General features: G+C 58.3%; 23 protein-coding genes. 19 read left to right on the top strand and 4 right to left on the bottom strand.

What is annotated here, in order from left to right; translation table 11 throughout:
- Positions 1-138: 138 nt before the first annotated feature.
- Both AC1DS6_RS18575 and AC1DS6_RS18570 read right to left on the bottom strand, forming a co-directional pair.
- Complete coding sequence (locus tag AC1DS6_RS18575; RefSeq protein WP_477102895.1) at positions 139-813, bottom strand: RraA family protein; 675 nt, start codon at positions 811-813, stop codon at positions 139-141.
- A gap of 111 nt (positions 814-924) precedes the next feature.
- Positions 925-1,857: a LysR family transcriptional regulator gene (locus AC1DS6_RS18570; protein ID WP_441632323.1), complete on the bottom strand. Its 933-nt coding sequence runs from the start codon at positions 1,855-1,857 to the stop codon at positions 925-927.
- Positions 1,858-1,963: 106 nt separating this feature from the next.
- On the opposite strand from AC1DS6_RS18570, the gene AC1DS6_RS18565 reads away from it, so the two are divergent.
- From AC1DS6_RS18565 to can, 16 genes are all read left to right on the top strand, one after another.
- Positions 1,964-2,629, top strand: coding sequence for an RraA family protein (locus tag AC1DS6_RS18565; RefSeq protein WP_477102894.1), 666 nt, complete (start codon positions 1,964-1,966; stop codon positions 2,627-2,629).
- Positions 2,626-3,282 (top strand): RraA family protein, encoded by a 657-nt coding sequence (locus tag AC1DS6_RS18560; RefSeq protein ID WP_441632319.1) that lies wholly within the window; start codon positions 2,626-2,628, stop codon positions 3,280-3,282. Before AC1DS6_RS18565 ends, AC1DS6_RS18560 begins: the two co-directional genes overlap by 4 nt.
- On the top strand, positions 3,282-4,496 hold the full coding sequence (locus AC1DS6_RS18555; protein ID WP_477102893.1) for a pyridoxal phosphate-dependent aminotransferase: 1,215 nt from the start codon (positions 3,282-3,284) through the stop codon (positions 4,494-4,496). The genes AC1DS6_RS18560 and AC1DS6_RS18555 overlap by 1 nt, the downstream gene beginning before the upstream one ends.
- Before the next feature lie 97 nt (positions 4,497-4,593).
- Positions 4,594-5,571, top strand: coding sequence for a Bug family tripartite tricarboxylate transporter substrate binding protein (locus AC1DS6_RS18550; RefSeq protein WP_477102892.1), 978 nt, complete (start codon positions 4,594-4,596; stop codon positions 5,569-5,571).
- 33 nt (positions 5,572-5,604) lie between these two features.
- Positions 5,605-6,423, top strand: a complete 819-nt coding sequence (locus tag AC1DS6_RS18545) for an alpha/beta fold hydrolase (protein ID WP_441632354.1) — start codon at positions 5,605-5,607, stop codon at positions 6,421-6,423.
- 57 nt (positions 6,424-6,480) lie between these two features.
- Positions 6,481-7,389, top strand: coding sequence for a LysR family transcriptional regulator (locus AC1DS6_RS18540; RefSeq protein ID WP_441632313.1), 909 nt, complete (start codon positions 6,481-6,483; stop codon positions 7,387-7,389).
- A gap of 312 nt (positions 7,390-7,701) precedes the next feature.
- Positions 7,702-8,349: a hypothetical protein gene (locus AC1DS6_RS18535; RefSeq protein ID WP_441632311.1), complete on the top strand. Its 648-nt coding sequence runs from the start codon at positions 7,702-7,704 to the stop codon at positions 8,347-8,349.
- A complete protein-coding gene (locus AC1DS6_RS18530) occupies positions 8,349-9,674 on the top strand; it encodes an MFS transporter (RefSeq protein WP_441632310.1) in 1,326 nt (441 codons plus the stop codon). The genes AC1DS6_RS18535 and AC1DS6_RS18530 overlap by 1 nt, the downstream gene beginning before the upstream one ends.
- A gap of 63 nt (positions 9,675-9,737) precedes the next feature.
- Positions 9,738-10,439 carry a 5-oxoprolinase subunit PxpB gene (gene pxpB, locus AC1DS6_RS18525; RefSeq protein ID WP_441632308.1) on the top strand — a complete coding sequence of 234 codons (702 nt, stop codon included), beginning with the start codon at positions 9,738-9,740 and terminating at the stop codon, positions 10,437-10,439.
- Positions 10,436-11,419, top strand: a complete 984-nt coding sequence (locus AC1DS6_RS18520) for a 5-oxoprolinase subunit C family protein (RefSeq protein ID WP_441632306.1) — start codon at positions 10,436-10,438, stop codon at positions 11,417-11,419. Before pxpB ends, AC1DS6_RS18520 begins: the two co-directional genes overlap by 4 nt.
- A gap of 38 nt (positions 11,420-11,457) precedes the next feature.
- Positions 11,458-12,234 (top strand): LamB/YcsF family protein, encoded by a 777-nt coding sequence (locus AC1DS6_RS18515; protein ID WP_441632304.1) that lies wholly within the window; start codon positions 11,458-11,460, stop codon positions 12,232-12,234.
- Between the two features lie 7 nt (positions 12,235-12,241).
- On the top strand, positions 12,242-12,715 hold the full coding sequence (gene accB, locus AC1DS6_RS18510; RefSeq protein ID WP_441632302.1) for an acetyl-CoA carboxylase biotin carboxyl carrier protein: 474 nt from the start codon (positions 12,242-12,244) through the stop codon (positions 12,713-12,715).
- Positions 12,708-14,084, top strand: coding sequence for an acetyl-CoA carboxylase biotin carboxylase subunit (accC, locus tag AC1DS6_RS18505; RefSeq protein ID WP_441632300.1), 1,377 nt, complete (start codon positions 12,708-12,710; stop codon positions 14,082-14,084). Before accB ends, accC begins: the two co-directional genes overlap by 8 nt.
- Entirely contained in the window at positions 14,074-14,487 is a 414-nt protein-coding gene (locus AC1DS6_RS18500; RefSeq protein WP_441632298.1) for a hypothetical protein, read from the top strand. The genes accC and AC1DS6_RS18500 overlap by 11 nt, the downstream gene beginning before the upstream one ends.
- A 51-nt stretch (positions 14,488-14,538) precedes the next feature.
- On the top strand, positions 14,539-15,510 hold the full coding sequence (locus AC1DS6_RS18495) for a Bug family tripartite tricarboxylate transporter substrate binding protein (RefSeq protein WP_441632296.1): 972 nt from the start codon (positions 14,539-14,541) through the stop codon (positions 15,508-15,510).
- A 695-nt stretch (positions 15,511-16,205) separates the two neighbouring features.
- On the top strand, positions 16,206-16,964 hold the full coding sequence (gene can / locus AC1DS6_RS18490) for a carbonate dehydratase (RefSeq protein WP_441632294.1): 759 nt from the start codon (positions 16,206-16,208) through the stop codon (positions 16,962-16,964).
- A 426-nt stretch (positions 16,965-17,390) separates the two neighbouring features.
- On the opposite strand, the gene AC1DS6_RS18485 is transcribed toward can, so the two are convergent.
- Complete coding sequence (locus AC1DS6_RS18485; protein WP_441632292.1) at positions 17,391-17,714, bottom strand: H-NS histone family protein; 324 nt, start codon at positions 17,712-17,714, stop codon at positions 17,391-17,393.
- A gap of 385 nt (positions 17,715-18,099) precedes the next feature.
- Here AC1DS6_RS18485 and ligD point away from each other — a divergent pair, with 385 nt between their 5' ends.
- Positions 18,100-20,607: a DNA ligase D gene (ligD, locus tag AC1DS6_RS18480; RefSeq protein ID WP_477102891.1), complete on the top strand. Its 2,508-nt coding sequence runs from the start codon at positions 18,100-18,102 to the stop codon at positions 20,605-20,607.
- Positions 20,608-20,670: 63 nt separating this feature from the next.
- Positions 20,671-21,585 carry a non-homologous end joining protein Ku gene (gene ku / locus AC1DS6_RS18475; RefSeq protein ID WP_477102890.1) on the top strand — a complete coding sequence of 305 codons (915 nt, stop codon included), beginning with the start codon at positions 20,671-20,673 and terminating at the stop codon, positions 21,583-21,585.
- A 757-nt stretch (positions 21,586-22,342) separates the two neighbouring features.
- On the opposite strand, the gene AC1DS6_RS18470 is transcribed toward ku, so the two are convergent.
- On the bottom strand, positions 22,343-22,792 hold the full coding sequence (locus AC1DS6_RS18470; RefSeq protein ID WP_441632288.1) for a hypothetical protein: 450 nt from the start codon (positions 22,790-22,792) through the stop codon (positions 22,343-22,345).
- Between the two features lie 366 nt (positions 22,793-23,158).
- Here AC1DS6_RS18470 and AC1DS6_RS18465 point away from each other — a divergent pair, with 366 nt between their 5' ends.
- Positions 23,159-23,476 (top strand): hypothetical protein, encoded by a 318-nt coding sequence (locus AC1DS6_RS18465; RefSeq protein ID WP_441632287.1) that lies wholly within the window; start codon positions 23,159-23,161, stop codon positions 23,474-23,476.
- The last annotated feature ends 237 nt before the right edge of the window (positions 23,477-23,713 follow it).

The following is a 23,713-nucleotide window of genomic DNA, read 5'->3' as shown; positions in this document are numbered from 1 at the left end:
ACATGTTGGTGACAGACTTGCGCATTGACGACCATATAGCGCGAGCCCCTAACCAGATTGAGCTGATGGCCTCAAGTTACTGCGAGAGGTTCCCGCTCGGGAGGCGAACTGAATCACCTCCCTTTCTTCAACGCTAAATTAGTACAGGCCGTGAGGCTCAAGCACCTTGCGAAGCCACTCCTGCTCCCTCACACCGCTTGCGATTTCTGCCATGATTTTCTGCTCGTTCTTCGCGGTTAGGGTGACTGCATCCAGCAAAGCGCCTGCCTGAGACACAGGGAATGTGACTACGCCATCCTCATCTCCAACAACGACGTCACCTGGAGAGACAATCTGGCCCCCAATCGACACCGGCGCGTTCATGGAACCCGGCCCCATCTTGTAGGGTCCTCGATGGCTGACGCCCCTCGCGTAACACGGGAAATCTGCCTCATAGAACGCAGCCGTGTCGCGGATGGCTCCATCCAGAACAAAGCCGGCGCAACCCCGTTCCGCCGCGTATTGCATGATGAGCTCGCCCACGAGCGCGTTCGTACAGTCGCCGCCGCCATCGACGACCAAAACGTGGCCGGGTTGCAACTCCATCAACGCCTTGTAAATCAACAGATTGTCACCCGGTCGAGCCTTGACCGTGATGGCCGTACCGACAAGCTTGCGGCTGCGGTTGTATCGCTTCAGCCCTGTTACGCCGGACAACCGCTGCAGGTTGTCGCTGATGTGCGGAGTGACCACGTTTCGGAAAGCCTCGATAACTTCGGCAGGCGCGAGGTCTGGAACGGGATTAATTACTAGGTTGGATGTTGCCACAGGCATCTCCTGGAAAGGTCGCGGTGATATGCGAACTCTCCGGCAACGCCTCACTTCTGTAAATTCCAAATACCGGATGGATTTGATACGCCAAACCTATGGTTAATCTAGTTGGCCCTATCCCGCCTGGCGTGGCTGAAGTGACTTCGACGAGGCCACTTTTCCACTCGAAAGGATGTCGATGGCGGCTTCAACTGCAGGGCTCTGCCTGCTCTTCGACCAGGCCATCGCGGTGGTGACGACATTGACGGCCTCCTTTAACGGACGAACAACCACGCTCTCGGGTGCGGCCTTCTTCATAGACGATGGCACGAGCGCAATACCTTGCCCACAGCCAACAAACGCCACCTGAGTAGCAACAGTTCGTACTTCGTGGAGTATCCGGGGCGAAAAGCCGGCAGCGCGGCAAGTTGCGATGATACTGTCGAAGTACGTCGGACTGACCGCGCGAGAAAAGATGACGAATGGCTCCTCAGCGAGGCTAGCGAGACGAACCCTGGGCATGTCCGCGAGCCTGTGGGTCTTCGGTAGAGCAACGGCTAGCCGGTCTTGTTTCAGTGGAATGGCGCCAATTGTTGCCCCCATGTCGCCTTCGAGTCGCGCGAAGGCCAAGTCGATGTCGCCCCTCTCCAACGCAGGTACCGCGTCGACGCTGTCAATCTCCCTAACCGAGACGGTCAACTGAGGAAATCTCTTCCCCAATTCATCAATCAAGCCGGGCAACGTATCGACCAGCGCCGACGAGATTGCGCCAATCGTTAGCACACCCGTGCTGCCGGTAATTGCCTCCTGCACTGCGAGTTCGAGTCGGTTCAGCTGCTCCACGAACTTGCGAACTGCCGGGAGAATTGCCACCCCAACTGGAGTCAGAGTCGCGCCCTTCCTGCCGCGCTCGAAGAGCTTCACTTTAAGCGCCTGTTCCAACACCTGAATCTGCTCCGTCAGCGGCGGCTGGGACATTCCAAGCCGCTTCGCGGCACGCCCGAAATTCCCTTCTTCAGCCACCGCGAGGAACAGATAGAGATGCCGAACAAGCCTGAAGTTAATCATGACGATTGATAGGTTTGGCGTATCGAAAGGTTACTGGATTCGGAATTTACATTTGTAACTCTAGCGCCGACAGTATGAACATGGCAACCCCACACACTCTCTCATCATGAGTACTCCTTCACTGCTGGACCGCCTGGCATCGCTCGACACCAATACGGTTTCGGATGCCCTCGACTTCCTCAATCTCCCCGGTGCGACCTTTGGCATTCGCCCGCTTTGGGACTGCCCCAAGATTGTGGGTCGCGCGAGCACGATACAACTTGGCCCCAAAACTGATGCCAAACCTACCGTGCATCTCATCACGCCGGTAGTCGCCCAGATTCAGACTGATGACCGCATTCTGGTAATCGCCGGCGGCATCGATGGCATCTCTTGCTGGGGTGACATCCTGGCCAACGCGGCGGCAGCGAAGGTGCGGGGCTCCGTCATTGACGGTGTTAGTCGCGACATTGAAGGTAGCGAATCCATCGGATACCCCGTATTCGGCCGCGGCGTCACGATGATTAGCGCGCGCAACCGCGTGGTGCAGGTCGACTCCGGCAAGCCCGTCAAGTTCGCGGGTGTGGTGGTCAGCGAGGACGACTATGTCATCGCGGACCGTTGCGGCACCGTCTTCGTCCCCGCGAGCCGAATCGAAGAAGTGCTCGACTTGGGCGAGCGCATTGCGCGTCGTCAGGACGGCATGGTGCAGGCCGTGCGTTCTGGACGCTCTGTCGAGGAAGTCATGCACGACAAGGAATTCGAAGCCATCAACAGCAAGGAAGCAAAATGACTGACAAGGAACTGGTAGCCCTTTTCGAGGGCCTCGACACCCCTGGCGTATCTGACGCGATGGACCGCCTCGGACTTCCCGGTCAATGCCTGGATATTTCCCCTCTGGACAACTACCGCAAGCCTGTGGTCGGCCCCGCCTTCACTGTCAAGTACGTGTCGGCTAGCACGCCTCCAGGTACTGTCGGTGACTTCATCGACGACGTGCAACCCGGCGACATCGTCGTCATCGACAACGACGGCCGCACCGATTGCACGGTGTGGGGCGACATCATGACGCAGTACGCAGGCGCCCGCGGCATCGCCGGAACCGTGATTGACGGCGTTTGCCGCGACGTGACCAAGGCGCTCGGCGACGGCTATCCGCTCTTTACGCGTGGTCGATTCATGCGTACCGGCAAGGACCGCGTGCAGGTTGAATCCGTGAACACGCCCGTGTCTGTGGGAACCGCCCGCGTTTGTGCTCGCGACATCGTCGTGGCAGACGCCAATGGCGTTGTCGTTATCCCGCGTGAGCGTGCAAAGGAAGTCGCTGAACTTGCACGCAAGATTGAGGTCGTCGAATCGCAGATTCGCGAGCACATTGCCAACGGCAAGACGCTGGGTGAAGCCCGTGAAGCTCTTGGCTACCACACCTTGCAGAGGAAGGCGTGATGGGAGCCGAGCAACAGCGCTTAAACGTGAATCTTGCCAACGCCCAGCCGTCGGCCACATACCGCATGATGGACCGCGTCGCCGCCAAGCGTGCGGCCGGTGCGAAAATCATCTCCCTGAGTGCCGGAGAGCCCGATTTCGACACGCCGGGTCACATTTGTGAGGCGGCTATCGGCGCCATTCGTAGCGGCTATACTCGCTACACTCAGGTCGCCGGACTGCGCGCCTTGCGGGAAGCAATCGCCGAGAAGTTCAATCGCGAGAACGGACTCGATGTCAGTTGGCAAGACACCATCGTCTGTTCGGGCGGCAAGCAGGTCATCTACAACGCCCTCGCCGCCACGTTGAACACCGGTGACGAGGTCATCGTTCCCGCTCCGTACTGGGTGAGCTATCCCGAGATGGTTCAGCTGTGTGGAGCCACTCCGGTGGTGGTACAGTGCGGTGCCGACGTGGGCTTCAAACTGACGCCTGACGCGTTGACCAAGGCTATCACGCCTCAGACGCGCTGGCTGATTCTCAACTCCCCGTCGAATCCGACCGGCGCCGTCTACTCGCAAGCAGAACTGGCCGGGCTGGCAGAAGTGCTGCTGGCTCATCCCCACGTACTGGTGCTGTCTGACGACATCTACGAGCACCTGACCTTCGACGGTGAAAAGTTCCATACGATAGCCCAAGTGGAGCCGCGCCTCCAAGACCGGACGCTGACGATGAATGGCGTATCCAAGGCGTATGCCATGACGGGCTGGCGCATCGGCTTCGGTACCGGGCCGGCATGGTTGCTCGAGGCGATGGAGAAGCTGCAAGGCCAGCAAACCTCTGGTGCGTCCTCAATCTCGCAGCACGCTGCGCTCGCCGCTTTGCAAGGCCCTCAGGATTTCATCTGCGACTCGAAGGCCGTATTTCAGGCGCGGCGAGACATGATGGTGGACCTGCTGAACAATACGCCGGGACTGAGCTGTGCTGTACCGGGCGGTGCGTTCTACGCGTTTGCATCTTGCGAAGGTCTGCTAGGCAAAACCACGCCCGCCGACACGCTGCTCCGCACGGACGAGGATGTTGCCCTCGCCCTGCTTGAAGAAGCCAATGTCGCCGTGGTGCACGGGTCGGCCTTCGGGCTCGGCCCATACATCCGCATCGCATACGCGCTGGACAACGATTCGCTGCGTAAGGCCTGCGAAGCCATTCATCGGTTCTGCCTGTCTCTTAAGTGAGATTGGAAGTAGGGTCAGCAACATCGCTGCCCCTACGTCGCGACACGACAATACAATCGTGCCGGCCGAACGGTCGCACCGATTGGAGGAGACCGTTATGCTGCAATTCTCAAACATCGCAAAACTTCTGGTCGCGGCCCTTTCCGTGTGCGCCACTGTCTCAGCAGCACACGCTGAAGACCGCTGGCCCAGCAAGCCCATTTCTCTCATCGTTCCCTATGCCCCCGGTGGCACCTCGGATGTGCTCGCGCGCATCCTTGCCGCAAAGCTTCACGACAAGCTCGGCCAAACCTTTGTCGTTGAGAACAAGCCCGGAGCGGGTGGCAACATCGGCACGAACCTGGTTGCCAAGGCGAAGCCGGACGGGTATACGTTCCTGGTCGGCTCCGGCGGTCCGATTGTTATCGCTGGCGCCCTGTATCCCAAGCTGCCCTATAGGCCTGAGACGGACTTCACTCCTGTCTCTCCGCTGGCCAAGGCCAGCTTTGTTGTCGCGGTGAACGCCAAGTCCGGCCTTAACTCGATTCAGGACATCATCAGCAAGGGCAAGACCGGCCAGCTTTCGTACGGTTCTGCTGGCTCCGGTTCGCCGCAGCACATTATTGGTGAGATGTTCAACGTGGAAGCCAAGACTAGGTTGCAGCACATCCCCTACAAGGGTTCCGGTCCCCTGCTGAACGACCTGGTGGGAGGGCAAGTTGCACTGGCCTTCGAGAACCCACTTCCCATCATGCCTCAGGTGAAGGCAGGCAATATCAAGGTACTCGCCATTACCAGCGCCGAGCGCTCCCCCTTGTTCCCGGATATCCCCACACTCGCAGAGTCAGGTGTTAAGGGCTTTGATGCTCAGCCTTGGTACGGAATGCTTGCCCCAGCCGGCCTACCCAGCGATATCACAGAGAAGATGAACAATGCAGTCCAATCGGTCCTGGCATCTCCCGGGGTCGTGGCACAGCTGAAAGGCCAAGGTGCGGAGCCCTTGACGATGAAACCCACCCAGTTCCGTACTTTGATTGGCTCAGATATTCGAAGGTGGTCAGAGGCTGTAAAGCTGTCTGGGGCAACGGTCGACTGAACCTTCTGAGAATCAAGACAACAACATCCAATGATGACAATGAACAGAGACACTCGAAAAGAAACTGTATCGCTTGAGGTCGAGGGCGTGGCGCTTAAGGTCGCTGCCATTAGTCGTCAGGGCGAGCTTGTACCTATCGTGTTCTTGCACGGGTTCGGCTCGACGAAAGAGGACTACGCCGACATCGCCGTCAACCGAGCACTCGCTGGCCGTCCGTTCCTGGCCTACGACGCTCCGGGTTGTGGAGAGACTTCCTGCGGCGACCTTCGGAAGGTCTCTGTCCCCTTCCTGGTCGAGACGGCCAAAGCAATGGTTGCTCATGCGGGCATCGACCGCTTTCATTTGGTCGGGCATTCCATGGGTGGACTCACGGCGTTGATGCTCGCGAATGAGTTGCGGGACCGAGTATTGAGCTTCGTTGACATTGAGGGCAACGTCGCACCGGAAGACTGCTTCCTGAGCAGGCAGATTATGGACTTCCCCACCGAAGACCCTCAAGCGTTCTTCAACGACTTCATCGACCGAAACTGGCACTCCTCTCAGTACTCTTCACCGCTTTACGCCGCAAGCCTCCGTCACAAGGTCCGCGCGCAGGCGGTGTCCGGCATCTTCACGTCGATGGTGCACCTGTCGGACCACGGCGACCTCATGGGCAAGTTCTTGTCGTTACCTTTCCCGAGGATGTTCATGTACGGTGAACAGAATAGTTATCTGACGTACTTGCCGCTTTTGGCCAAGTCCGGCGTCGAACTCGCAGAAATCAGCGATTGTGGCCACTTTCCGATGTACTCTAATCCGGTGGAGATGTGGCGGCGCATCGATGCGTTCGTAACAAGTGCTGAGCGCCGCTGACATTGCCGTAGCGCCGGAATGTAGTTGCAGCGGCATGAAACCGAGCTTTGTACTCACATGAACACTCGCTTTCTTGAGAGCTTCATCCTTGTCGTGCAGTTGGGTAGCTTTCGCGCCGCTGCCGAAAAGCTCCACATCACCCAAGCTACGATTTCCAATCGTATTGCATCACTGGAGGAAGAAATCGGCGCCCGAGTTTTCTCCCGAGATGCTGGGGACTTGCGCCTGACCCCGGTAGGCATGAGGCTGATTCCGCTTGGCGAGCGGGTAATCGAGATGCAGAAGTACATCATGCAGCTCGGACAGTCAGACCAGAACGTGCTCGGCAGCGTTCGCATCGGTGCAATTGATACCGTGGTCCACACTTGGCTCGTGAGCTTCATCGAGCATCTCCAATCATCCTATCCGGGAATTGAAGTTCAGCTGAGTTCTGAGTCCACCGACCGACTGAACAAGAGTCTTCGCGACGGGGATGTCGATATTGCTCTCCAGACCGACCAGCTGGCCGGAGATGGTGTAGTTAGCACGACCTGCCTCCCAATGCGGATTGGATGGGTTGGGCCTGGCAATAAAGGCGAGCGTAAGGTAGACGTCCGAGAGCTGCTTACCCAACCAGTGGTCACAATGAGCCGTGGCTCTCAGCCTTACCTTGTGCTCAAGGACGTGTATCGGCGCGCCGGTGTGCCAATGGGAAAGGTGCATTGTGTTAATTCGATAGCTGCGCTTGCTCGACTGGTGCGGTGCGGTTTTGGAAACGCGTTAATACCACTGCCGCCGGTACGCGAGGAGGTTGTCAGGGGTGAGCTGCGGATTATCGAAACTGACATGCCGCTCCCGCCTCAGGGCCTGATTGTCAGCTATTTGGAAAGCCGCGTATCCGACGCCATCAAACTTGTCGCCGAATTGGCTTGCCAGGAAGCAGACCGATTTATGCGCTCAATGCCTGCACCATTCTCCCCACATTGATGCAGACTCACCCATCCGCACGCAGCATTTCTTAGTTCCTGGAGCACCTTGAACACCTAGGGATTACCCCACCACTCAATACTCCGAATAAATCGAAGTCTTCCATGGCTCGATAAAGATAGGGATTACCCTCGCCCGCAAAAGCTCCAGAAGGCACTCGATGCACCAAAAACGCCCTCTTTTCGACCGCTCTGGTGCATCAACCCTTAAGGGTCGAAAGAAAGTCTATTAGGTAGTCGAAAAAATTCCCGTTTGTGCCTCACTACGCCGTCTTAGTAGCATTCAAATTAGCAAAACGAGCGAGGTGAGGAAATGGCAGAGAATAAATTTGGCATTCTTTTTGTCGCATCGGATATTAGCCCCGATGATGAAATAGATTTTAACGCCTGGTATGACAGAGAACATATTGAAGAGCGAGTCCGGATGGAAGGGGTTATCTCGGCGGCTCGTTATATTTCGGTAACTGGTCGCCCGAAATATCTGGGCCTGTATTGGGCGGAATCGATTTCAGTATTTGCTTCACCGGCATATTCCCATGCATTCAAGAACCAGACTCCCTGGTCCATGAAAATACTGCCGAAAATGCTCCTCCCAACGCGCCGGATTGGCGACGTTTCCGCAGACGTCGGTCAAGGCAGTGGAGGTTGGGTCGCAGTGCTCCCGTTGAATGCCCCCACTCCTGACGTGGAAGGGAAGTGCAAAAACGTGGGGGCCCTCCTTGCGGAAGACAGTGCTTTCGTCCGCTCATACCTCATCAGCCCGAATGACGAGCTCAGCCGCCCGCTCCCCCTTGAGGACCTTGCGACGCGCAAGATGCGTCCGCTCTACATCATCGAAAGCAGCAACTCCGCTTCGAACGAAGCTGCTTTGCGCCATGCCATCGAAGCCCTTCCCTGTTCGCCAGCCGATGCAGCCCGCTATCAGCTGACGTGGAAGCTGTCTCGCGAGGAGTTGAAGTAATGGACAACGCAACGATTTTTTCGCCAACAGGCGAGTCAGCCCATGTTGCGGCCCCGCGTCAAAAGATGCGGCGCCTCGCTGCCGCGAGTTCAATTGGTACGACCCTGGAATGGTACGACTTCACGGTCTACAACCTCATGGCGGCACTCGTCTTCAACAGCGTGTTCTTTCCGTCGGTGGACCCGTTGTCTGGAACCATCCTGGCCTTCTCGACCTACGCCGTCGGATACCTGTCACGGCCTTTCGGCGGCATTGTCTTCGGCCACCTCGGTGACAAGCTCGGCCGACGCTTCGTCCTGGTCGCCACGTTGGTGCTGATGGGTGCGTCGACCGGCCTCATGGGCATGTTGCCCACCTATGAAGTCTGGGGCACTTGGAGTCCCATCCTGCTGGTCGCGCTTCGTTTCCTCCAGGGCGTGTCGATTGGCGGCGAATGGGCGGGCGCCGTGCTGCTTTCGATGGAGCATGGCAGCCAGGAACAACGTGGGTGCAATGCATCTTTCGCCCAGGTTGGCCCTGCCTGTGGCACGTTGCTAGGTGCGGGCTTCATTACCTTCTTCACCTACTTCCTTCCCACCGAAGCGTTCCACGCTTGGGGTTGGCGGATTCCTTTCCTTTCAAGTGTTTTCCTCGTTGCATTCGGTCTGTGGCTGCGCCGCGGCGTGGACGAGACGCCGATGTTCGAGCAGCTCGAGCGGGGCCATAGCAAAGCCAAAATGCCGCTGAAGGAAGTCCTCCACAGCTACGGGCGGCGTCTGCTGATTGCGGGTGGCGTGAGAATCGGCTCCGACATTGTCTACGGCCTGCTCGTGGTTTTCACGCTCACTTACGTGACGACGGTGCTCAATCTGCCTCGCTCTCTGGCACTGACCGCAACCATGCTCGGCGCTGCTCTCCATGCAGTTTCGGTGCCACTCTTCGGCGCGCTCAGCGACAAGCTCGGCCGGAGAATTGTGTATGGGGCGGGCGCCGTGTTGTCGATTGGCTGGGCGTTTGCATATTTTCCGCTGATGAACACCCTCGACCCGGCGAACATCTGTATCGCAGTCGTAGTTGGCATGTTGTTCCAGGCCATGATGTACGGCCCACAAGCTGCCTTTGTGACGGAACAGTTCCCGACGCGTGTCCGGTATGCGGGAGCATCGCTGGCAGCGACGCTGGGCGGCATCATCGGCGGGGGATTTGCGCCCCTCGTCTTCGCCAGCCTCTACAAGACATATCAGTCGTCCACCACCCTCTCGCTCTACATCGGAGCCGGCCTGCTGGTCACTTTGGCCAGCCTCCTTGCAGCCAAGGAGACGGCTCACAAGCCGCTGGAACACTGACCAGTCCCGGCCGCTGCGTCACTGCGCGGCCGGACCCTGAATCGCAATCGGTATCTTTCAAGCATGACGCTCACACTGGAACTGGCAGAGCCCGACAACACCATCGCTGCCCGCATTCACGCCGCAGGCTCCGGCGCGCTCCTGCTCGACGCGTCCACCGGCGCTTTCGACAAAGACATCCAGTCACTCCTGCTTTCACTGGCCAGCAAGCTGCGTCAGCGCTTAGGGAAGGCTACGCCTCATGAGGTGGTACTCGGCGTCAATAACCTCCTCCTGACATTCGACCCGCTCCAGCTTCACCCACGTAAAGCGGAAGCGCTGATGCGCCAGCTATGGGAGTCCGCAACGCCAACGCACCGCTCCGGCAGGCATTTCGACATCTCCGTCACCTACGGCGGCGAGTATGGCGAGGACTTAAAGGACCTCGCAGAAGGCGCGGCACTCACCATAGACGAGTATGTCCTTCGGCATAGCTCAGCGGTCTACACCGTTGCGTGCGTTGGCTCAATGCCCGGATTCGCATACATGACGGGACTTCCTGAAGAGCTTTCAGTGCCGCGTCGAAGCTCGCCACGCATGAAGGTCCAGAAGGGCTCAGTGATTGTGGGCGGCAGCCAGGCCGGCGTCATGCCATGCACAGCGCCGTCAGGCTGGCACCTCATCGGCATCGCCGACCGAGAGATGTTTGACGCAACCAAGGACAGTCCGTGCTTACTCGCGCCCGGGGACACGGTCAGGTTCGGCATCAAGGAGATTGCGGCGTGATAGAGATTCTTTCGAACGGCGCTCCAAACGTAGTGCAGGACCTGGGACGCTACGGATGCATGAGTTACGGCGTCAGCCGCAGCGGCGCCATGGACCCTTTCGCCCTATCAATCGGTAACGCGCTGGTAGGAAATGACCGTGGGGAAGCGGGCATCGAAATCAACCTGTTCCCATTTCGCGTCAAGTTCCACGAGGATACACGTTTTGCCGTGACAGGCGCTGACGCCAAGGCGAGCCTGGATGAACAGCGCCTCGCGCTATGGTGGGGTCGAACAGCTTCGGCGGGGCAGACCCTCGTCATCGAGCGCCCCCGGCGCGGGACCCGAGCCTATTTGACTATTGGTGGCGGCATGAACGTCAAACCAATCATGGGCTCGAAGTCAACTGACCTGAAAGGCGCCTTTGGTGGTGCTTCGGGTCGCGGCTTGATGCGCGGGGACCGCCTGGAGGTGGGCACTGAGCAATCGGCTTCGGACCGTCCTTGGAAGGTCGGGCTCGGCGTGGTTCCTAAGGGCTTGCTCGAATATTGGGATGAACTGAGCACAAACTGCATCTCCGTCCGTGTACTCCCTGCAGCTGAATTCGAGCGGTTCACGCCCGAGTCGCAGACGGCCTTCCTGCGAGATGAGTTCAAGGTGACACCAGACGCAAATCGTGTTGGATATCGACTCAACGGACCGATGCTGAATCAATCGCAACACGTCGAACTGCTCTCTCATGGCATCGTCGCGGGGACCATTCAGGTCCCCCCATCGGGTCAAGCCATCGTCCAGCTTGCAGAAGCCAATACGTGCGGCGGCTACCCGAAGATTGCCACTGTGATTGAAGCCGACTTGTGGAAGCTATCGCAAGCTCCTATCGGTTGCGGAATTCGATTCGAACTCACAGACATTGATACCGCCGTAGCCGCACTTCAAACGAGACGCGACGAAGAACTACGCATCAGGGACACCCTGGCAATGATGTCTGGGCGCGCCTAGCTAGCCGCCTCCCAAACCTCAACAAGGAACCGAGAATCATGAGCACACAAAATAGAGCCATCGAAGTAGACCTCAATTCCGATATGGGTGAGGGTTTCGGCGCCTACCGGATGGGCGATGATGCTGCCATCCTCGAGATTGTCACCTCGGCCAATGTCGCTTGTGGATTGCACGCGGGCGACCCGGAAATCATGGCGAAGACTTTCGCGCTGGCAAAGGCTCGTGGCGTCGCCGTGGGTGCCCATCCTGGCTTCCCCGACCTGTGGGGCTTCGGTCGTCGCGTCATTCCTTTCACGCACGGCGAAATTGAACGTCTGGTTGCGTATCAGATTGGCGCGGCGCAAGCGCTGTCGCGATATGCTGACCACCCCATTACCTACGTCAAGGCACACGGTGCACTCGGAAACCTGACGCAGGCTGACGAAGCCGTCGCAAAAGCCATTGCACGTGCAATCAAGGCGGTCGACCCGAGCCTTACCTGCATGACTTTCGCTGGCGCTGCTATGGAGCGTGTGGCTTCCGAGATGGGGTTGGCTGTGCGGCGCGAGGTCTTCGCCGACCGTGCATATACCGAGGAAGGGAACCTGGTACATCGCTCCGTGCCCGGCGCAGTGCTACACGACGGCGACGAAGCGGCAGCCCGCATGCTGCGGATGGTCCGGGCCGGCGCCATTGAAACTACTTCCGGGAAGCTTCTCCCCGTCCAGATTGACACCATCTGCGTCCATAGCGACACGCCCGGTGCCATCCAGATGGCGGCGAAAGTCCGTAGCACGCTCGAGGGCGCGGGCATCGTGGTTAAGTCATTCAGCTGAGGAACACATGGACCTGAAGTTCGTGCAAACGCTGCTCGACGTCCTTGAAAGCTCAACGGCGCTCAGCGAAATCGAATATGGCGACGGGCAGCGACAGGTGAAGCTGAAGAGGCGCTCATCACGCCCTAGCCCCACCGCTGAGACGTCCGAACAACTTGTGACGGAGCGGGCGCCTGCGTTGGCGGAAGAGGCCGCCGTCGCCGAGGCCCCCACCGCGACGGCCACTCGAAATAGTGTAATTGCGGGGATGATTGGCACCTTCTATCGCTCTCCTGCCCCAAACCAACCCTCGTTCGTGTCGGTTGGTGACACCGTCGAGGAAGGCCAAACCTTGGCAATCGTGGAAGCAATGAAGCTGCTCAACCCGATTGAATCCGACCGTGCAGGACGGATTGCGGAGATTCTCGTCGCCGACGGCGCGGCGGTCTCTGCCGACACACCGCTTTTCGTCATCGAGGACCTGGAGGCAGCCCATGTTTGATACTGTCCTCATAGCGAACCGTGGTGAAATTGCACTGAGAATTCAGCGTGCTTGTCGCAAACTCGGACTCAAGACGGTAGCGGCTCACTCCGAGGCGGATGCCACGCTTCGACATGTCGCATTGGCGGACAAAGCGATATGCATCGGCCCTGCTCCATCGTCGAAGAGCTACCTGAATCACCAAGAGATTCTTCTCGCCGCGAAGGCAACAGGCGCGGGAGCCGTGCATCCTGGATATGGCTTCCTCTCCGAGAATGGCTCGTTTGCTGCTGCAGTCGAGAGCGCCGGGCTTGTTTTTGTGGGACCGACCTCTGAATCCATCCGGCTAATGGGTGACAAGGTGAGCGCCAAGCAGGCCATGGCAAAAGCTGGTGTTCCCTGCGTTCCGGGCTCAGATGGTCCACTGTCAGAAGAACCAGACCGCATTGTTGACCTCGCAGAGCGAGTCGGCTACCCGCTTATTGTCAAGGCGGCGGGCGGTGGTGGCGGTAGAGGTATGCGCGTGGTTGATAGCCCGGCTGAGCTCCTGAATGCTGTGGCCATGACGCGCGAGGAGGCTGGCCGCGCATTTGGAAATCCCACCGTGTACCTTGAGCGGTACCTCAAGACGCCTCGCCATGTCGAGATACAAATTCTTGCTGACACACATGGAAATGCCATCTGGCTAGGAGAGCGCGACTGCTCTACCCAGCGAAGGCACCAGAAGCTGATTGAGGAGTCTCCAGCGCCAGGAATCGACCGAAGCGATATAGCACGAATTGGAGAGCTCTGTACTCAAGCGTGCTTGCAAATTGGATACCGCGGCGCCGGCACGTTCGAGTTCTTATACGAGAACGGCGAGTTCTTCTTTATTGAGATGAACACCCGCCTTCAGGTGGAGCATCCAGTGACCGAGCTCGTCACCGGCATTGACATCGTCGCCGAGCAGCTGCGCGTTGCGCTGGGTGAAAAGCTTGGTATCACGCAGAGCGATGTCTCTTTTTCCGGTCATGCCATCGAGTGCCGTATCAACGCTGAGCATCCGTGGAAATTCACGCCGTGCCCAGGAAAAATCCTCGACTGGATTGTCCCGGGCGGGCCAGGTGTTCGCGTTGAGTCACATGTTTACCCTGGGTATGTCGTGCCGCCGCATTACGACTCGCTCATTGCGAAACTCCTGGTGCATGGAGCCACTCGTGAAGAAGCCATCGCGCGGATGAGGGCCGCCCTTGACGAGATGCACGTTGACGGGATTCAAACAACCGCCCCATTGCACCGCAAATTGATGGACGAGCCAACCTTTGGCAACGGGGGCGCCGACATCCACTATCTCGAGAGGCTGATATCGCATTGGGACGCAGCTTCAAAGGAAGGCAGCCATGAAGACTGAAGAGATTGCCTCGCTGGTCGCCGGTCTGGAGCGAGCCGGGGCTTCCGAGTTGTCGTATAGCGATGGCACTCAAACCTTGACTCTGCGCTTCGCCGAGGCGGCCGGACAAGCTGCGCATCCAGTTGAGGAGCCCGTGAAGACGAATGTGCTCATCAAGCCCTCGCTTACGAAGCACAAGGATATTCTTTCGAGCGCAACTGGCGCATTCAGTCGGGTGCATCCGCTCGCTGCTGATGCATTTTCCGATGCAGTCAGGCAGGGAGACCATGTGGGCTACCTGACAATTGACTCGGTCTTGAGTGCCATCATCGCCCCGGCAGACGGGAGGACTGGGAACCAGCTTGTGGATGATGGCAAGACAGTTGGGTACGGCGATGCCGTTCTCGAACTCCACAGCGCGTAGTCCGCCTTTACCTCGCACCCTTAGCTTACACTCCCCTGAAAAGACGACGCCATGAAGCGCCTTACCACTGCCCTAGTTGCCGCAATATCGCTTCTCATCGCACCGGCCTTCGCCAGTGCCGCCGACTATCCCAACAAACCAATCCGCGTACTGGTTCCCTATCCGCCTGGGGGCTCTACAGACGGCGTGGCCCGCCTGATTGGCCAGAAGCTTGCGACCAAACTCGGCCAGGCAGTTGTGGTCGACAATCGTCCTGGCGCTAGCGAAGCTATCGCCGCAGGCGCGGTGGCAAAGTCGGTACCGGATGGGTACACGTTGCTTTTCGCGACGATGACTGGCTTATCTGTCAATCCAAGCCTGTACAGCAAACTGAGCTACGACCCGGCAAAGGATTTCGCGCCAATCATCCAGGTCACCTCGATTCCAAGCGTGGTGGTGGTCAATCCCAGCGTGCCCGTCAGCTCAATGTCTGACCTAGCTCGCTACCTGAAGAGTCGCCCCTCTTCCGACGGTTACGCATCGGCTGGGAATGGCACGCCGAGCCATCTCGGCATGGAACTGTACAAAAAGGCGACTAACACGAACATTGTTCATGTTCCGTACAAGGGAGGTGCCCCGGCGCTACAGGACCTGATGGCGGGGCAGGTGCAAATCATGATGGCGCTGGCGCCTGAAGCGATGCCGCTTGTGAAGGGCGGCAAGCTCAAAGCGCTAGCCATTACGACATCAAAGCGGGCAGCAGCATATCCGGAACTCCCGACCGTGTCTGAGAACGGCTTGCCAGGTTTCGAAATGATTTTTTGGCAGGCGCTGGTCGCACCAGCAGGAACGCCCAAGGAAGTCACAGCCAAGCTGAACAAGGCTATCAACGAGATTCTGGCCGACCCCGAGATTAAGCGTCGTCTTGTTGAAATGGACCTTGAGCCTGCAGGAGGCAGCCAGGAAGCATTAGAAAGTCTGATGCGCACCCAGGCAGGAAAGTGGAAGAAAGTAGTTCTGGACGCCGGCATCAAACTCGATTGATGCATTCTTCCACCGGGCACGTGGTGGGGGGATACGGCGCTCAGCGAGTATGTGGCGTCGTTCCTTCAAGGGCCAACAGGTGCAATGCTCGTCACAGGCACCACCTTGGGGTCCTGCTTGTGGATGCCTCCAGTACATCCGAATTACGTATGCATTCAATACGCAATTCGGAATGTACATACAAAGCAAAGTCACGGAAACTTCCGGACGAGCTTTTCCGGACACTCAAAAGGTGTGGGAAGAATCCTTTGGATGGCGTGAGCGATGGGATTTCTGAAACACAGAAGTCCGAGGGGCGGTGTCGGGTGGGACGCCAGCTGTTCGCTCCGCCAGCTGTTCCATGTTCATGGCCTTTGCGACAGCCAGCAGTTGCACCAGCTGACGCTCCAACTTTCCGCGTCTCGCAAGGAAATGGCGCGCATGAGTTGCGCAGGCTCGTCATCGCCCAGTGTGTGCGCACGTCGCGCGGCGGTCCCTCGCGTGCATCAGTCCTGATGCACAACATCCCCCCTTCTCGGCGACCGCGTCAAACGCCCTGTCTTTGCCCAAAGTAACGATTCATTGCCAGCGACCGCTATCGGTTCCATACGTCTAGCGTATGAATGGCTTCCATCCTTCGGAATTTACAGGTCGCAACGTTTAGACGACAGTAAAGCCGTGACCAATCTCCGGTATCGCCCCGCTACCCAGCGACGATGCCACACTGGAAAGGTTTAGTGATGAACCACGCAGCCAAGGGAAGGCTGAAGCTGGACCTGGACAGCCTCCTAGAGAACAATCGCCAATGGGCAGCCGAGGTCGAAGATAGACGCCCAGGCTTCTTTCATTCGCTCATGCGGCAGCAAGCGCCCCAGTGGCTCTGGATTGGCTGCGCTGACAGCCGTGTTCCCGCGAATGAGCTCGTTGGCCTGCTGCCAGGAGAGCTGTTCGTGCATCGGAATATCGCGAATGTCGTCGCACATTCGGATTTGAACTGTCTCTCAGTATTGCAGTACGCGGTCGACATGCTCAAGGTCCAGGATGTCACGGTCGTTGGGCATTCTGGCTGCGGCGGTGTACGCGCCGCTCTCGATGGGATGCGCATTGGCCTTGCCGACAACTGGGTGAGACACATTCGGGATGTTGTCGAGAAGCACTCTTTGTGGCTCCAGACGCTAGCACCAGAGGTTAGATTCGACGCCACGTGCCGGCTTAACGTTCTTGAACAGGCCAGGAACCTCTGCTTGACGACGGTGCTACAAGACGCGTGGGCACGGGGTCAGACAGTCGCCGTGCATGGCCTCTTTTATGGGCTTCATGACGGACTACTAAAAAGTCTTGCTCTTACTGTACGGTCCTCAGACGAGGTGGACTGGATGTATGCACGGGCTGTGGCCGAATTGAAGTCAACGCACGCCTCATGCTTCGCCTCACAGCAGTGTGAGTGTGTGGCGTCCGCGCAGGTTCTCCCATGACAAAGCACGTAGTCGCATGCACCAAGATTGAAGCGCTTCACATCGTCGGGCGACGTGCCGCGGATGAACTGGAGCTTGACTATGAAACGGCTTGACGTAGTAGAGCTTTGCAGGCTTGACATGAGGCACGACATCCGCGTGAGCACAAGAGGTTCTGAATACGTCTTGGTGGGCTCGCCTTCTTCTCTCTTTGCCGGCCCATTACGGGCCAAAGTGGACATGCCGTTGCTCACAAAGGCGGTGCTGCAAAGCCTAACGACGCCGGCCCAAGGTCAGGAAGCCGCGAAATGTCGGAGACGCCAGTCAGCACGGCTAAGTCGTATAAGCAAAAAGCCCTTCGTCCCAGCGAAGAGCTCTCTTGCCTCCAGACCTCTCAGTCAATACGGCGTAAGGCATTCGGCAGCAGTTCGTACTGCCGCGTGGGGCTCACGCTTCTGGAATCAGAAATTTGACGCGATTCTTACCGAGCCAAGCCGGCGCACGGCCACGGCCAGTCCAAGTTGCACCCGTCTTGGGGTCTTGATACTTAGGCGGCAAGGATGATTTGGATTTTGCCGGAGCCTTAGCTGCCGCGCCTGCCGCGGGACGGCCACGGCGACGCTTTGGAGCGATGTCATCGGCAGTCAACTCATACTGCGCCATCAGGGCTTGAATCTGCTCGATAACACCAGCGACCTCTGTTGCACGTACTTCGATGAGCTGAGCCTCAATCTTTTCTTTTTCCGCCAGCAGTTGTTTGTATGTCGCCATTGTCTTTCTCCGTTTCTATAGTAACTCCAGCATCCTACATTATTTCCAAAATTGCAACTCACAACAACGGCCTTTCGACTTCCTGCACCAATCAATCAGTGCAGAAAGTCGCAGACGCCTTTAATTCGCCCGTCTACCGGTCGATACTCGTGGCGGTGCACGTGGCTTCCGTTGTGCTGCAATATCTATTGTCGCGACCTGAGCACGTCGAACAATTCCGCCTGCGCCGGTGCGGACCGCCGGATGAAGGGCTAGTTCAACTCCGTAGCGCCGATGCCGAGGATGGCCGACAAGGTCGTCGTTCTGGCGGTGGTGGGTCGGTATCGCACTGATTACATTCTTTGCCTGGGTTGGCGGCCCGCTCGGACTCGCCGTAGACTGGGCCATGGCCGCTGACCGTATCCGCCCTCCGCTCTCCCAGTATGAGCAGAAGCGTGACTTCAATGTCACGCCCGAGCCTGCTTCTCAGGTTTCCGGCCACTCGACGCCGGTCAAAGGCCTCTCTTTCGTCATCCAAAAGCACTGGGCAGGCCGTCTCCACTATGACTTTCGCCTTGAGCTCGATGGAGTCTTACTGAGTTGGGCTGTTCCCAAGGGTCCAAGCTTCGACCCGCAGCAAAAACGGATGGCCATCCACGTCGAAGACCATCCCCTCGACTATGCAAACTTTGAGGGCACCATTCCGCCAAAACAGTATGGCGCAGGCGTGGTTCTCGTGTGGGACCGTGGAACCTGGGAGCCGACAGGCGACCCACACGTGGGAATGAAAGACGGAAAACTCATCTTCCAGCTCCACGGGGAAAAGCTCGCCGGCCTGTGGGAGCTGGTGCGCATCTCCAAGCCTGAAGACAAGCAAGACTCGTGGATGCTATTCAAGAAGCGCGATGAGTGGGCAAAGCCGCTCGCCGAGTATGACGTCGTCAAGGCGCTGCCTGACAGCGTCATCGACAGACCGCTAGGACTGGTCGAGCAGCGCGAGCCGAAAACGTCTTTCGCGAATCCGCCCACCGCGGTATCAACAATCGACTTGTCGCTTGCTGCCAAAGCCGACCTGCCCGCGAAGCTAGGGCCACAGCTAGCCACCTTAGCAACCTCGCTGCCGAAAGGCGATGACTGGATAGTCGAGACGAAGTTCGACGGCTATCGCATGATGGCGCGCATCGACAAGGGACGAGTCCGCTTGTTCACGAGAGGCGGCCATGACTGGACCAATAAACTGAAGAGTCTCGCTGCCGAAGTAGAAAAATTGGGCATCACAAGCGCTTGGCTCGATGGAGAGCTCGTGGTCATCAAGGACGGACTCCCTGACTTCAATGCTTTGCAGAACGCTATGGACGGGGCTCGCAATGAAAACATCGTCTACTTCCTTTTCGATATTCCATATTGGGACGGCCAAGACCTCCGAAAGGTGCCCCTGACCTCCCGGAAAGCGCTCCTGGAGCAGCTCATCGGCGAGCCCACCGAGCGGATTCGAACCAGCCAGCGTTTCGACGCGCCGCCGGCGCAGGTTTTCAAGGCCGCATGCGAATTGGGGCTAGAGGGCTTGATGTTCAAGCGGCAAGACGCACCGTATGTGTCGACACGAACGCAAACGTGGCTCAAGGCGAAATGCACACTCTGCCAAGAATTCGTCATCTGCGGTTTCACAGACCGAAGCGGAGCGCCCCAGGAAGTCGGTAGCCTACTGGTGGGTTACCACGAGGATGGCAAGCTCCGCTATGCCGGCAAAGTCGGCACAGGTTGGGATGCCAAGACCGGCCGAGACCTGTGGACCCGCTTGACCGCAATTGAAGTTCCTTCTGCGCCGTTTGACGCCAAAGCCGTTAAGCCCGGGCGCTGGTCAAAGCGCACTGCGGGCAGCGAGCATTGGGTCCAGCCGCTGCTGGTGGCAGAGGTTGCCTTCGCCGAGTGGACGCCTGACGGTCACGTGCGACAAGCCTCGTTCAAAGGTTTGCGTACTGACAAACCGGCAAGCCAAATCACCCGGGAAGCGGCCAAGACCGCAGCTTCAGCGCCGGCACCCAGCTTGGTGAAGGTGACCCACCCTGAACGGGTCATCGACCCGTCGACGGGGCTCACCAAGCTCGACTTGGTTCGCTACTACGAAAGCGTAGCCGACTGGATGCTGCCCCACCTAAAGGACCGCCCACTATCGATGCTGCGCGCGCCCAATGGCATCACCGAAGAACTGTTTTTTCAAAAACACCCTGAGAGCAAGATGCCGGGGCTCAAAGAACACGACCCCGCCTTGTGGCCGGGCCACGCTGCTCTGCTCACCGTCGACAACCTGGACGCGCTTGTATCTGCTGCTCAGATGAATGTTGTGGAGTTCCACACCTGGAACTCTATGGCCAAGCGTCTCAACAAGCCTGACAGGGTCATCTTCGACCTGGACCCTGGCGAAGACCTGAAGTGGCCGCACATGCAGGAAGCGGCACTCCTTGTCCACACGCTACTGACTGAACTTGGGCTCAAAGCCTGGCTGAAAACCAGCGGCGGGAAAGGCTTGCACGTAGTGGTGCCGCTGTCGCCAAGGCTTGACTACGATACCGTGAAGGGATTCTCCCGGGCATTTGTACAACACATTGCCATAACCATCCCCCAAAGGTTTTCTGCTACGTCCGGGCCCGCCAATCGTAAGGGGAAAGTTTTCGTCGATTACCTGCGCAACGGGATGGGCCAGACGACCGTGGCAGCCTTCTCTGCCCGGGCCCGCCCTGGCTTGGGGGTGTCCATGCCAGTGACGTGGGAGCAGCTTATGTCGCTGAAAAGTGGCGCGCAATGGACTGTCGTGACAGCGCGCGAGTACCTTAGCTTCCAAACCGAGGACCCATGGAGTGGCTATTGGTCGACGCGGCAGTCATTGACGACAGCACTTAAGCGGCTAAGCTGACCTTAGCGCGCGTGCGCTTGCCTCAGTTGCTCAGTGCAACAGTGTCGAGGCGTGGAGGATAGTATGCCGGCCCGTTCCATCGCATCGTTGTCCCTTTCCTTCGGCTTGGTTTCCATACCGGTCAAGCTATACACCGCCACGGAGAGTGAGAGCGCCGTCAAGTTCAACTACATGTGCAAGGACGGCTCCCGTGCCAAGCAACAGTACATTTCGGAGAAGACCGGTCAGGTGGTTGAGCGTGCTGACCTGCAGAAGGGCTATGAGTTTGATAAGGACCGCTATGTCCTATTCTCGCCGGAAGAGCTAAAGGCGTTGGAGGAAAGCGCAAGCCATGTCGTCGAAATCGTGGCGTTCATTCCGGAGAAGACAGTCGACCCACTGTTCTATGACAAGGCGTACTTCGTCGCGCCCGACAAGCGGGGCGGCAAGCCCTATAACTTGCTGAAGGACGCCATGCTGAAGAGCGGCCGCTGCGCGCTGGCAAAGTGGGCGTCAAAAGGGAAGACGCATAGGGTGCAGATTCGCCCGGCAGAGGACGGCTTGGTGTTCCAGCAGTTGCTGTTCGCCGATGAAGTCCGGTCAATGAAAGACCTGCACATCGAACAGGTCGAGGTTTCCGACGCCGAGTTGAATCTTGCGCTGCAAATTATCGACCAGGCTGCAGAGGATAGCTACGAGCCAACGCAATACGAGGACGAAGAGAAGAAGCGCATCCTTCAGGCCATCGACGCGAAGATTGCAGGCAAACAGATTGTGTCGCCCGAACAAGTCGAGGTGTCGGCCAGCGGCCAAGTTATTGACCTGATGGAAGCGCTGCGAGCAAGCTTGGCTAAGGGTGGCAGAAAAGCCAAGCCTCCAGCGGCCAAGGCCAAAGCGCCTGTCGAGGAAGCCGCGAACCTCATAACGAAGGAGCGCAAGGGCGCGAAGCGCGCGGAGAATGTCCCTGAAGCACCCTCGCGAGTACGAACTCGGAAGTGACGGGTCCCGACTTGGAACATCACTACTCTTTTCGAGGTTTCCTTCGCGCCAGCCTTCACCAAGATACTCCGCTCACCGCAAAGCTGGCGGCGCCCGGTTGTCTTCGAACAGATGGCGACATTTCCTGGCCGCTTAACGGTCGTCCGCGCTACTAAGGACACTGTCGTTCCGGCCACCATCGGCGAGCCGCTCATTGCGAACGCTAGATGCGCGGAGCACGCGGAAATTGTAGACATCCTCAATACAGGCCACGCTCTCGGCTTGGCTTTGCGCGCACAGCCGGGGCTAGTCGACCGCCTCGGAAACGTCATCTGTCGCGCCATCCTTACCTGACAGCGCGGCAAATGTCGATTTTGGCTTGGCGCTACGCGCAGGCCGATGCCGTTCTATCGGATGGCGAGGCTGAATGGCTAGAGTTTCGGTTGCAACGAAAGCGTCAAATTCCGCGTTAGTCGTCGTCTCCATGGTGGCCATGGTATCCCTGGTGCCTGTGGCCCCAATACTCCGGACGATAGTATCCACCATGGTACCCGCCATCGTACGGAACCACGACGCAACCGCCGAGCAGCGTAGATGCGGCAATCAGCAATGCGAGAAAGGGCTTCATGGCGTTTCCACTAGTGTTGACAAATGCGGAGAGGCCAAGCCGGCATTCCAGCTAACTGGCACTCTCCAAAAAGCTCCTGCACTCGAGCTTCGTCGCGATGGCCTTTGCCTTGGCAACGTACCCCCCCCCCGTCCGCTCGATGGGAGCAGCTTACTGCTTCTTCGTCTTGTCTACATTGGCACTGGTTGCAGCCTTCGCAGCGTCGGTCTGTGTTCCCGGCTTCGCAACATCCGCCTTGGCCTTCGCCTTGTCGGAATCACTCGTTGCTTCAGTCTTCGCCATACCAGCCTCTGTATTGGCGGCCTTCATCTTGCTCGGCTTGTAGTGGGTGTCCTTGGCGGCAGACTTGTTGGCATCAGCTTTTTCGTCAGCCTTCTCCTTGCCGGCGCTGGCTTGAGTCTTTGCCACATCGCCCTGCGCGCTGACACTCTTCTTGTTCTTATCGGCTTTCGCCTGCGTGGCGCTCTTCTCCTTGACGACCTTTACCTGGTCTTTCGTCGCCTCGCCTTGCGGCTGAGTCGCGGAAGCCGGCACACCAGTCTGCGCGAATACAGTACCGACGAGGGCTGCGGAGGCGAGAGCAACGAACAGCTTCTTCATGAGATGAACTCCTAGGGAATTTTAATAGCTCGGCAATGCACCGCGCTTACAGGCAAAAACGGTATTGCCCCAAGCCGAGTTGACCCACAACTCGTGACAATCCGTAAGTTCTGAAACAGGCAAACCTGATTCGCAAGCGTGGCCGAATGTGCCTCCACTCTCAGCGCGGGTTCCTTCGTCCTTTCGGAAGTACTCCGACCCCGGTCCCACGCCGAAAATGCGCGGCTATGTTGTAGCCCGCCCCAATCCGGCTGGACAGCAAGCGCCCCCACATCGCGTTACAGAAAGTAACCGTTGTACGAGTCCGCTAATACACCATTGAACCAAGCCGGCCTAGAGTCTCTGTAAGAGGAAACGGAGTAAACCATGCGAAGGGTCGCAGCACTTTTGATACTTGCCGGGGTGACCGGACTTGCCTCGAACGTTGCTCAAGCGCGGGTGGACGTAGGTATCGGCATCGGCATCCCATTGCCAGCGGTTGTCGCCCCTCCCCCTGTCTACTACGAGCCTGCGCCGGTGGTTGTCGAGCCCCCGCCTGTGGTAGTTGCCCCGGGCTACTATTACGACGACTGGCGGACCCGTGCCTGGCAGGAGCGTGCGTGGCGGGAGCAGCGCTGGCGCGAACGCGAGTGGCGCGAGCGCCGACGCGAATGGCGACGCTGGCATGACGACTACGATGACTAAGATGGGTGCGCGCTATGCTCGTGGTTAACAGCGGGAACGCCAAGGCGTTCGTCATCACTCTTTGGATTCACAAGTAATGCTATGAGGCCGCGCCGTGCGACCAAGGCAGACTTTCGTGATGTGGAAGCATTGCTTCGGTCGTGCTCGCTGTCCGTTGGCGGAATACATAGCGAAGCGGTGCAATTTCATGTCAGCCGAGGCCGGACCGGCCTTCTTGGGTGCGCCGGTATCGAAGAT

This window comes from Cupriavidus sp. 05L310 (assembly GCF_056398185.1).
This window is presented reverse-complemented; position numbering and strand designations above follow the sequence as displayed.